The sequence below is a fragment of the Dysgonomonas sp. GY75 genome (assembly GCF_015234155.1).
Lineage (GTDB): Bacteria > Bacteroidota > Bacteroidia > Bacteroidales > Dysgonomonadaceae > Dysgonomonas > Dysgonomonas gadei.
In genome coordinates, this window is sequence record NZ_JADCLQ010000003.1 from 517,165 (window position 1) to 528,728 (window position 11,564).

Annotated in this window: 9 protein-coding genes; 1 reads left to right on the forward strand and 8 read right to left on the reverse strand. The window is 39.5% G+C overall.

Annotated elements, in window-relative coordinates; translation table 11 throughout:
- Positions 1-3: 3 nt before the first annotated feature.
- The 4 genes from aroB to IR083_RS03130 all read right to left on the reverse strand — a co-directional run bounded on the left by aroB (position 4) and on the right by IR083_RS03130 (position 4,606).
- A complete protein-coding gene (aroB, locus tag IR083_RS03115; RefSeq protein ID WP_194223192.1) occupies positions 4-1,059 on the reverse strand; it encodes a 3-dehydroquinate synthase in 1,056 nt (351 codons plus the stop codon).
- Between the two features lie 143 nt (positions 1,060-1,202).
- The gene (gene fmt / locus IR083_RS03120) at positions 1,203-2,207 is read right to left on the reverse strand and encodes a methionyl-tRNA formyltransferase (RefSeq protein ID WP_194223193.1); all 1,005 of its coding nucleotides are present in this window, start codon (positions 2,205-2,207) and stop codon (positions 1,203-1,205) included.
- A 235-nt stretch (positions 2,208-2,442) separates the two neighbouring features.
- A complete protein-coding gene (locus IR083_RS03125) occupies positions 2,443-2,658 on the reverse strand; it encodes a hypothetical protein (protein WP_006797659.1) in 216 nt (71 codons plus the stop codon).
- Positions 2,659-2,809: 151 nt separating this feature from the next.
- Positions 2,810-4,606 (reverse strand): chloride channel protein, encoded by a 1,797-nt coding sequence (locus IR083_RS03130; RefSeq protein WP_006797658.1) that lies wholly within the window; start codon positions 4,604-4,606, stop codon positions 2,810-2,812.
- A gap of 228 nt (positions 4,607-4,834) precedes the next feature.
- Here IR083_RS03130 and IR083_RS03135 point away from each other — a divergent pair, with 228 nt between their 5' ends.
- On the forward strand, positions 4,835-6,046 hold the full coding sequence (locus IR083_RS03135) for a DUF418 domain-containing protein (protein WP_194223194.1): 1,212 nt from the start codon (positions 4,835-4,837) through the stop codon (positions 6,044-6,046).
- Positions 6,047-6,103: 57 nt separating this feature from the next.
- On the opposite strand, the gene leuB is transcribed toward IR083_RS03135, so the two are convergent.
- The 4 genes from leuB to leuD form a co-directional block, all read right to left on the reverse strand.
- Positions 6,104-7,174, reverse strand: coding sequence for a 3-isopropylmalate dehydrogenase (gene leuB, locus IR083_RS03140; protein WP_006797656.1), 1,071 nt, complete (start codon positions 7,172-7,174; stop codon positions 6,104-6,106).
- A gap of 115 nt (positions 7,175-7,289) precedes the next feature.
- Positions 7,290-9,296 carry an LTA synthase family protein gene (locus IR083_RS03145; RefSeq protein WP_194223195.1) on the reverse strand — a complete coding sequence of 669 codons (2,007 nt, stop codon included), beginning with the start codon at positions 9,294-9,296 and terminating at the stop codon, positions 7,290-7,292.
- A 54-nt stretch (positions 9,297-9,350) separates the two neighbouring features.
- Positions 9,351-10,862 carry an alpha-isopropylmalate synthase regulatory domain-containing protein gene (locus tag IR083_RS03150; protein WP_044215292.1) on the reverse strand — a complete coding sequence of 504 codons (1,512 nt, stop codon included), beginning with the start codon at positions 10,860-10,862 and terminating at the stop codon, positions 9,351-9,353.
- A gap of 65 nt (positions 10,863-10,927) precedes the next feature.
- Positions 10,928-11,518, reverse strand: coding sequence for a 3-isopropylmalate dehydratase small subunit (gene leuD / locus IR083_RS03155; protein ID WP_194223196.1), 591 nt, complete (start codon positions 11,516-11,518; stop codon positions 10,928-10,930).
- Between the last annotated feature and the right edge of the window lie 46 nt (positions 11,519-11,564).

Consider the following 11,564-nt stretch of genomic DNA (forward strand, 5'->3'; position numbering starts at 1 on the left):
TAATCAAAGCCCCACGCTTTCCCTTAAGAAATCAATCGAATCGAATATATCTTCTTTAGTTGCGGTCCGGTTGATTTCTATTTTACCCACATCCGACAGGAAGGTGAAATTCACAGTATCCGATTCGTTCTTCTTGTCATGCTTCATATATTCGTATAATTGCTCGTAATGATCACAGTCGAAAAAGAACCCCTCATAGTTATCCTTTATAAAATAGACGGTCTTATACAACTTATCTTTAGGAAAACCACACTGTTTCTGCGATAAATATAATTCACAGACAATACCCCACGCGACAGCGTAGCCGTGCTGCACAGGCCTGCCGATTTCATAAGAAAGACTCTCAAATGCATGGCCGATGGTATGCCCCAGATTCAGCGCCTTACGGATGCCTTTTTCGAAAGGGTCTACTTCAACAATACGTTCCTTTACTGCAACCGAATCAACAACCAACTGTTTCAGTTTTTCATAATCTATTTCTTCGGTATCGAAAGACAAAGTCGCTTTCCATTCCTTATCACTGTCAATAAGCCCGTGTTTAACCATTTCGGCATAGCCCGACAAGAAATTCTGATGGTCGAGGCTACGGAAAAACACAGAGTCGATTAAAACCGTCTCGGCGGGAGCAAAAGCTCCTATTTCGTTTTTCAACCCATTGAAGTTGATTCCGGTCTTTCCTCCTACTGCTGCATCCACAGCTCCGAGCAAGGTGGTAGGTATATTAATGCACTTTATGCCGCGTTTGAAACTTGCCGCTGCAAATCCGCCTATGTCGGTGAGCATACCTCCTCCCAGATTGATAAGCAGGGAATGACGTGTTGCTCCGTTCTCTGAAAGATATTTCCATATCGACGACAGGGACTCTATATTCTTATTATTGTCTCCTGCCTTTATTATTATCTTACCTGCCCGTGTCATCTGCTCATTATCCTTCACCAGCGGATAGCATAACCTTTCCGTGTTTTCGTCTGTCAGGATAAACAACTTATCAAAAGCCAGTTGGCTAAGGATATGTGATAAATCTTTATTGAGGTTGTTTGATTTTATAACTTTCTGCATTGTTTTTATATTGTTAAAAGGTAACAAAAGTTACACATTTTTCAGTTATCAATTAGCTTATCCCTAATTACGAATATTTCAAGAGTTCAAAACTTTCCCATTCTTCACTTCTCTATTTTCAACTCTCAGTATAGATAAAGATATTATACAAAACGAGGACTTTTCCCCAATTTATCTTTATATCCTCTTAAAAATTCGTCAGTTGTCATTGCTTTCCTTCCCGGCCACTGTAATTCTTTGATTTTGATATAGCCATCGACACAACCTACATACATATATCCTTTTTCGAAATCAATATCTTCATTCTCTATCATATCTATATGGATATAGCCTATTGGATGGGCCTTCCCCTTATATATCTTGTCCGCTGCATATATTTTTACCGCCTGCACTTCTTTTCCTTCCTCGTGCAACTCCGTCCATGCGGCAGGATAAGGCGACAATCCGCGTATAAGGTTATATATTTCATTCACAGGTTTATTCCAGTCTATCCGGCAAGTTTCTTTGAATATCTTCGGGGCTGCTTTAAGTTCCTTTTCGTCTACAAATAACTGCTCTTGTGCCACTGCATCTACTTTATCTTCCAATATCAGGTCTACAGTACGGCGAACCAGTTGTGCTCCAATCTGCATCAACTCATCATGGATTTTACCTGCATTATCCTCCTCCCCTATTTTCAGCTTTTGGCTAAGGATTATCTTACCTGTATCTATTTCGTGTGTGAGAAAGAAGGTAGTTACTCCGGTTTCCTTTTCGCCGTTGATAATCGCCCAGTTGATAGGTGCAGCACCCCGGTATTGCGGAAGTAGCGAACCATGCAAGTTGAAAGTACCCATACGCGGCATATCCCAGACCACTTCGGGAAGCATACGGAAAGCCACCACAATTTGCAGATCGGCATTCCAAGCCTTCAGATCGTTCAGAAAAACTTCATCTTTCAGCTTTTCGGGTTGAAGTAAAGGCAAATCATGCTCAAGGGCATATCTCTTTACCGCCGAATATTGTATCTTGTGTCCCCGTCCTCCGGGCTTATCGGGCATAGTGATTACACCCACTACATTATATCCGTTTTCGACAAGAACCCGCAGGCTTTCCACAGCAAAATCGGGAGTACCCATGAAAACGATTCGTAAGTCTTTTTTATTCATTTGTGATTTTGATTTCTTCTCAACAAAAGTAGCTAAAAAACAAATCTCCCGCAAAGGCACGGAAACACAAAGTTAACCTTTACGCTTAGTATCTTAGCGGGAATAATATTATATTCTTTTATCCTTGATTTACCGGACAGGATTTAAAATAACAGATAGGATTTTTATGATATATTATTGGGCATAACTTATCAATCCACTTCTACCATCCAAAGTGATAGATGGGTTCGCAATCTTATTTCCCTTTATTACTGTTAAATAAATCTTTCTTGAAAAACAGGACACGTATAAGCCATAGTACAAAAAAAGTAACACACACAATAGCAATAGTTGCCCCCGAACGTAGAATTATACTTAGCGAAATAGGCTGGATATCCCACAGGGCCAATACGGTAAGGGTGGCTCCCGTAAGAATTATAACAGCAGATAATATACCGATAAAGATTTTCATAAATACTTACTGTTAATTGGTTTATTATTTCGCAAAGATAAAAAAGTATGGAACACATATTTTTTATCTTTTCATAATTTTGATTAAAAAGCAAGTAAAATGAACAAAAAAGAACTATAATAAAATATTTTGGTAAAATTGAAACAGGTTCTTAATCTTCAGCAAAGTTATCTACCAGCACCTCCCTGTAAACGTCCAGTATATTCGATTTGGAAATAAATCCGAGATAGACATCATTTTCATCTACCACAGGCAGGTTCCACGCCTTAGTTTCATCAAATAGCTTCATTATACGTTCCATTGTCATACCTACTACAATAATAGCAGGAGGAGAAGTCATAACACGCGAAATTTTGAAGCGGTTATATAATTCGGGACGGAACATTATGTTCCTTATATTGTCTATCAGTACAATCCCTAAAAAACGGTTTCTGTCGTCCACCACAGGAAATACATTACGTGACGAACTGGATATCACTTTTACCATCTCACCCAATGTCATATCCGGGTGTACAGTTTGAAAGTTAGTTTCTATCAGGCGATTGATATTCATCAGAGTCAATACGGCTTTATCTTTATGGTGGGTGAGTAATTCTCCCTTTTTGGCCAGACGCATCGAATAAATACTGTGTGGTTCAAATATCTTGATAAAAGCATAAGAACAGATTGAGACTATCATTAGAGGTAAGAGCAGCTCATATCCACCTGTCAATTCTGCAATCAAAAATGTTCCTGTCAATGGCGCATGCATCACTCCGGCCATTACTCCAGCCATCCCCATCAGAGCAAAATTTTCTTCCGGTAATAAGGGCAGATATTGGCTAAACTCAGAATGATTCGCTGCGTACGCAAATATAAATCCGGCGATACAACCGAGAAACAGCGACGGAGCAAATATCCCCCCCGTACCTCCGGCACCGTTTGTAGAGCTGGAAGCAAACACTTTCATTAATAAGACCCCACCTAGAAAAAGAATTATTGTCCAGCGAAAATCTTTAAACTGGAAGAACAAACTGTTGTCGAGTAATGCTCCATATTCCCTGTTGCCACTGATCAATGCATTTATCGTATCATAACCTTCTCCATAAAGCGGAGGCATAAGGAATATAAGTATACTCAGCACAGTTGCACCGAGTCCGTATTTTTGCCAATAGCTAAGTTTCCGGAATATATCTTCTATCCAGTTCATCGCACGGGTAAAATAGAGTGATACCACACCACAGAATATACCAAGCAGGATAACCATGGGTATACGTTCCAGAATAAACACATCGGTATGCGCATAGCTGAACATAGCCTTGGTTCCCATTGTCAGATATGATAGTGTAGCAGCAGTCACAGACGTTACCAGAAGCGGCAATACGGTAAAAGTAGTAAGGTCGAGCAATAGTACTTCCACCACAAATACCAGTCCGGCAATAGGAGCCTTGAAAATACCCGCAATGGCACCTGCCGCACCACAACCGATAAGTAGCATCAGGTATCTTTGTTCTACCTTAAACAACCGCCCGAGATTGGACCCGATAGCTGACCCGGTAAGCACAATAGGTGCCTCCGCTCCTACCGACCCTCCGAATCCGATAGTAATGGAACTGGCTATAATGGAAGTATAAACATTATGAAGTTTGATAAAACTTTTGCGTTGCGAGATAGCATACAATATTTTTGTTACCCCGTGGCTGATATCATCCCGTACAACGTATTTCACAAATAAGCCGGCGATGAGGATACCTACAGCAGGAGTTATCAGATATATATAATTAGCTCCTTCAGTCACAAATTGAGATGTAAGAACATGTTGTATCAGGTGTATGAGGCTTTTCAGTATATATGCCGCCAATGCCGTAAATATCCCAATAAGGAAACTTACGAAAATGACCAATTGTTTTTCCTTGACATTCTTGGCTTTCCAGACAAGGAGGTTATTGTATATTTTATCAAATTTCATTTTTCAATCATTGAATCCCAAAAGTATAAAAAATAAGTTAGACTAATAAATATTTATTCAGTTAAGAATCGTCCTTTTTTAGGTTCGCATTTAGCTGTATTCCTGCTTTTAGGATACTTACAGAATGTACTCTAAAGTAAGAATGACCGAATTTTTGCCTTTTATGCTCAAAATATACAGGGTATTGAAATACTCTAACTCTATATTTGCAACATAAACTAGTATACCATGAAACAAGACATTGCGATCACACCTAAGAAGCGTATCAGTTCCATTGACGCCTTGAGAGGTTTCGCCCTGATGGGCATAATGCTACTGCACAGTATGGAGCATTTCGACCTCACATATACATCTGTACTTGATTCTCCATTCTGGCAATGGATAGATACAGCTGTAGACGACATCATCCACTTTTTGTTTCAGGGAAAATCTTATGCTATATTTTCCCTTTTGTTCGGTTTGAGCTTCTTTATGCAAATGGATTCTCAGGCAGAGAAAGGCAATGACTTCCGGCTAAGATTTGTATGGCGACTACTGATACTATTTGCACTGGGATATATCAACGGGTTGATATATATGGGCGAATTTTTCATCATATATGCCACTTTAGGGCTAATACTCATCCCTCTATACAAAGTACCAACAAAATGGCTGGCGGGCATCGCTATCCTTTTATTTTTGCAGATACCGCAGGTTATACAATTCGTTTCCCTGATGAGTAACAATGTACCCAATACCCCCGATGCATTCAATATCCGCATGAACGAACTATTCGAAAAAAGCGCAGACATGTTTATCAATGGCTCGTTCTGGGATATGATACGGTTCAACGCTGTGGAAGGACAAACAGCAAAAATGATGTGGTTTATAGATGTGTACCGTTATCTGCAACTTGCAGGGCTATTTATTGTCGGCATGTTGATTGGGCGTTACGGAATACATAAAAGTGAAGAAAAGATGATGAAGTATAGCAAGAAGGTATTGCCGTATGCCCTTCTGTGGTTTGCGTTCTTTTATGCTATTGTATTACTTCTTCCATTTTTTGGAGTCAAGGATTATGCGTTATCCGTAGGAAAGGGGTTGTTCACAACCTATGCCAACCTGGGTATGATGACAATTTATATCTGTGGCTTTACTTTGCTCTATTATAAGACTGTTGCGGGTAAAAATGCACTGGAAAGATTAGCGCCTGTCGGACGTATGAGCGTTACCAATTATATGATGCAATCACTCATGGGAGTCTTCATATTCTACGGTTTCGGACTGAATATGGCTGTATCATGCAGTTTCCTTCAATGCGCTCTTGCCGGATTAGCTGTCTGTGCATTCCAGATATTTTATAGCAACTGGTGGATAAAACGTTTCTACTATGGTCCGGTAGAATGGATATGGAGAATTCTGACATGGCTTAAACCTGTGCCTCTGTGTCGTAAAGCATAACATAACAAAGAAGGCATCGGTATCCCGGTGCCTTCTTCATATAACCTGATATAGGATTTACTTCTTCACATAATCTACAATCCAGTCACCAACTTCTGATGTAGAATGTTTTACTCCGTCTTTAGAAGCTATATCCTCAGTAACAACACCCGCATCCATCGAAGCAGCCACAGCCTGACGGATAAGTGCGCCTTCTTCATGCAAATCGAAAGCATATTCAAACATCAGCGCTGCCGATAATATTGTAGCCAATGGATTGGCGATATTTTTACCTGCTGCCTGCGGATACGACCCATGTATAGGCTCGAATACAGATGTATGAATACCGATAGAAGCCGATGGCAACATCCCCAACGAGCCTGTAATAACAGAAGCCTCATCGGTAAGGATATCCCCGAAAAGGTTTTCGGTTACAAGTACATCGAAGCGTTTTGGCCATTGAATTATCTGCATAGCTGCATTGTCTACAAACATATACTCGGTTTCCACATCCGGATATTGCTTTTCTATTTCCTGCGCAACCTGTCTCCACAAGCGGGAAGTACAAAGTACATTCGCCTTGTCTACTACAGTCACTTTCTTGCGGCGCATACGAGCGTATTTGTAAGAAAGGTGCAGTATGCGTTCTACTTCCTCGCGTGTATATACACAAGTATCGTATGCAGTATCCCCATCCTCGCTACGGCCTTGCGGACGACCAAAATAAAGACCTCCTGTAAGTTCACGGATACACATAAAATCGGCTCCGTCTACCAGGTCGGCACGTAATGGGGATTTGTGTATCAAAGAAGGAAAAGTAGATACAGGACGAATATTTGCATATAATCCCAGTTTCTTGCGCATAGCCAGTAAGCCTTGTTCGGGACGTACTTTAGCTGAAGGGTTATTGTCATATTTAGGGTCGCCTATAGCTCCGAAGAGTACAGCATCGGACGACATACACAACTCATGTGTTCCATCCGGATAAGGGTTGCCAACCTGGTCAATAGCAGTTGCTCCAACAACGCCATATTCATAACTAAGCTCATGTCCGAATTTTTCACAAATGGCTTCTGTCACTCTCAAAGCCTGCCCGATAATTTCGGGTCCGATCCCGTCGCCGGGAAGTACTGCAATGTTTAATTTCATACGATAATTTTGTTTTTAAGGATGTATGGAAACTCGCATGACAAAATTATCATTGTCTTTTGTGCATTGTTATTGGCTCTGCCAATTTTACAATTCATACTCGTTTTCATATGTTTTACTTTAGGTAATTTTTAAATATATGCTTTGCTCCTTCTATCATCGAACCCGAGTATCTTTTCATACTGTCGGCAAGAGCTTTATTATGTTCTATTTTATTGCTTATGGATTTATCTGAAAGTTCATATAATAACTCCCTGTCCGAAGATAAATCATTTATATAATAATAATCATTCCCCAAACAGCCCAGTTTATCATCCGACGTAAAGTATATATAAGGGCGTTTGTCTTTTAAGAGATCAATTCCGAAGGTATTATATGCCGGTTCTTTATGCATTAATCCCATCAGAGTGGCATAAACATCAATTTGTCCTCCCAAATCCGACACAATTTTCGCCTCGTTTTCAAATAGCGGTGAGTAAATAATCAATGGGATATGAATTAATGATAACGGTATATCATATTCCGGCTCTCTCACGCGTCCATGGTCACCCAGAAATACAAAGATAGTATTATCATACCAATCTTTATCCGAAGCCTCTGTAATAAACCATTCTATACAATAATCTGTATAAGCCATGGCGGCCTCATCTTCTGACGCCTCATTTTTCAGAAATTCTTCCGGCAATGCGTAAGGAGGATGATTACTTATAGTCAACACATTAGCATAAAAAGGTATTCCTTCTTTATACACAGAATCCATTTTAGACAACGAATAATCAAACAGGTATTTATCAGAAACTCCCCATATACCTACTTGTGCCAATGGCGGATAATCTTTCACACCAAAACATTCATCGAATCCATTTAAAGGAAGAAAATAATCCAGATTATCAAAAGCCAGACTATTTGTTACAAAAAACAGATTTTTATAACCAGACTTCTTCAAGTCATTTGGTAAACCGTGATAAACCGGAACTGCTCTTCTCGTATTCTTATACCTTTCATCGTCGTAACTTACATGATTTAGTTCGATAGGTGCTTTCATAGACATCACAACATCAAATATAGCAGGGAATCCGTACAATGTAGAAATTATACCCTGATTGGTATGAGTCCCCTGAGAATAAATATTTTCGAAATAATAGGATTTATCTTTAAGATCATTCAGATACGGCATTAAAAGTTTACCTCCAACAGAATCATTCAGATAATCAGACGAAAATGATTCGACTAATACTATCACAACATTGGGATGTGTTACTGTATCGCAAGTCATAATATCCTTCTTATAATAGTTTTTGTCAACAGCTTTAAATCCCAACTCTTCATTTATCAACTCTAAAGAAACATATTCATCCTCCAGGCTCATCGACTGTGCTGACACCGGAGTATTCAATAAATAAAATACAGGATTTACAACCATCTGACAAAGCATAAGCTGATTGCAAAAGTATGAATCGGCCAAAACCAATCGTTTATGTATTAATCCCCTTGCGCCAAGAAGACAAACTGATAAAATGCAAAATAGAATAGGTATCCAAATCTTAAATTCCCGTTTATCCATATTCGTTCTAAACCGTCTCAGCATACATTGTCCTATCTTAACAACAAAAAAGGTAAAGAGTCCAACTACAAACAGATAAATCAATAAATAAGCGAATAAAGAATTATCTTCTACAATCATTCCATAAGTTTCGACCGAATATCCCAGCCAATTAAAAACAGAAAATCCAATATGCTTGTTAAAATATTGAAGATATGGAATATCTGCGGCAGAAATGGCAAAGACAATAATTCCGAAAATAATAAAGTATACATTTGCGACCCTGAGTACACTTTTATTAAATTTATTGAATAATGCGAGTACGGAAAGTATAATTAAAGGCACAACCATTATGTAGCACGTTATCACATTATCGAAACGTAGCCCTTTAGTAAATATAGCCACAGTATATGTTGTCCTCAAAGAGTCATCGACACTTTCCAAATATACCTTATCCTGCAAAAAAGAGAGAAACCTGAACAAACTGAAAATAATAAGAAACAGGATATGGACAGATAGGAGATAAGCAAAAGCCCCTATCAATTGATTATTCAATTTACCTTTTATCCTGTTCAACATCTTAATAATTCAATCCTTATTTTATTCAAAGATATCTGCTACAATAGACTTTCTTTACATCTCCTCTATCATATTCAGCATCTTCTCGGTAGCCTTAACTGCCGCCTCGGTCTGGTCGGCATCGAGCCCCCTGGTCTTAAAGCTCTTTCCATTAAATTCCCAGGTAATTACTGTTTGCACCAATGCATCGGTACGTCCACCCGGCGGAATATATACTGCATAGTTAGTCAGCGTAGGAGTAGGCTTATTCAGGCGTGAATATATCTTCCACAAGGCCTTTGAGAACGCATGATACTGACCGTCTCCGGGTGCAGTCCATTCATGCTCCTGTCCGTCGATTTCTATACGCACTGTAGCCGTAGGACGCAAACCTTTGGTGAGAAGAAATGCAAAGGAAAGTATTTTTATCCGTTTTTCTTTCTCATTATTTTTCAATACATCGGAAATAATATATGGGAGGTCGTCCTGAGTAATGATCTCTTTCTTATCCCCCAGTTCGATAACACGGTTGGTAACCTTCATCATATCCTCCTCATCGAGTTCTATACCGAGAGCCTCGATATTTTTACGAATATTGGATTTTCCTGACAATTTACCTAATGCATATTCCCGTACACGACCGAAACGTTCCGGGAACAGATCATTATAATAAAGGTTATTCTTATTATCGCCATCAGCGTGTATTCCGGCACACTGTGTGAACACATTGTCGCCTACAATCGGCTGATTGGCAGCGATATTTATTCCTGAATAACTTTCCACTACACGGCTTACCTTATTCAGCTTATCCTCTTTTATAGAAGTTTCCAATTTCAACTGGTCATGGAATACAGCGATCACACTGGATAAAGATGCATTTCCGGCACGTTCACCCAATCCGTTCATCGTCACATGCACTCCTTTTACTCCTACCTCGGCCGCCACCATTGTATTAGCTACAGCTAAATCATAGTCATTATGAGCATGAAAATCGAAATGCAGATTCGGATAACGGTTTATCATCCGGCGGCAACAACGCCATACGCTATGCGGATTAAGAACACCTAAGGTATCGGGTAGCATAAAACGCCTGATCGGTAAATCTTTCATTCCGTCCATCATAAAATATACGTAATCTTCGGAATTCATTATCCCGTTCGACCAGTCTTCCAGATAAACATTAACGGTTATACCCATCTTCTCAGCAAGCTCGACTTCGTATCTGATATCTTCCAGATGTTGTTCCGGAGTTTTTCTCAATTGCTCGGTTACATGCTTGTACGACCCCTTTGTCAAAAGATTTATAGTACGGCAGCCCGTGTCTTTTATCCAGTTGAGAGATGCACCTTTATCTATAAAACCTAATATTTCAATTTTATCTATATGCCCGGTTGCTCTTGCCCATGAAGCAATCTTCTTCACTGTTTCAAATTCTCCATTCGAAACCCGTGCTGAGGCCACTTCAATACGATTAACCCCCAGATCGACAAGAAGCAAATGTGCTATACTCATCTTTTCCTGAGCCGAAAACGAGACGGTAGACGTCTGTTCCCCGTCTCTCAGGGTAGTATCCATTATTTCTATCATAATTAATTTGCGAATTAGCAAATTAGCAAATTAGCAAATAAAGGCATATGCTAATTTGCTAATTTTCAAATTTTCGAATTGACCTCATATTCCTCAGTCATCTCTTTTTTAGAGAGCAAATAGTCTATATCATCCAGCCCTTTGAGCAAACATTCCTTTTTGTAAGGATTGATCTCAAAACTCTCCAATTTTCCGGTTGCATTATTTGTTATTGTTTGATTTTCCAGATCAATCGTCAAAGTGGCTTTCGGGTCTGCACTTACACTTGCGAATATTTCTGCCAGAAACTCAGGTGTAACCACTACCGGAAGCACACCGTTATTCAATGAATTATTTCTGAAAATATCGGCAAAGAAGCTCGATACTACCGCTCTGAAACCATATCCTGCTACTGCCCATGCCGCATGTTCACGGCTGGATCCACTACCAAAATTCTTTCCGGCAACAAGGATTTGTCCGCTATAAGTAGGATTGTTTAGAACAAAATCAGCTTTCGGACTTCCGTCTTTGTTATAACGCCAGTCTGCAAACAGGTTATTACCAAATCCCTCCTTGTCTGTCGCTTTCAGGAAGCGTGCAGGTATAATCTGGTCTGTGTCCACATTTTCGATCGGTAGTGGAACGTATGTTGATGTAAGTGTTTGAAATTTTTCCATTTTTCTTTTTATTCAAGTGAATGTTATATAAAGCTTTTTCCTCCTT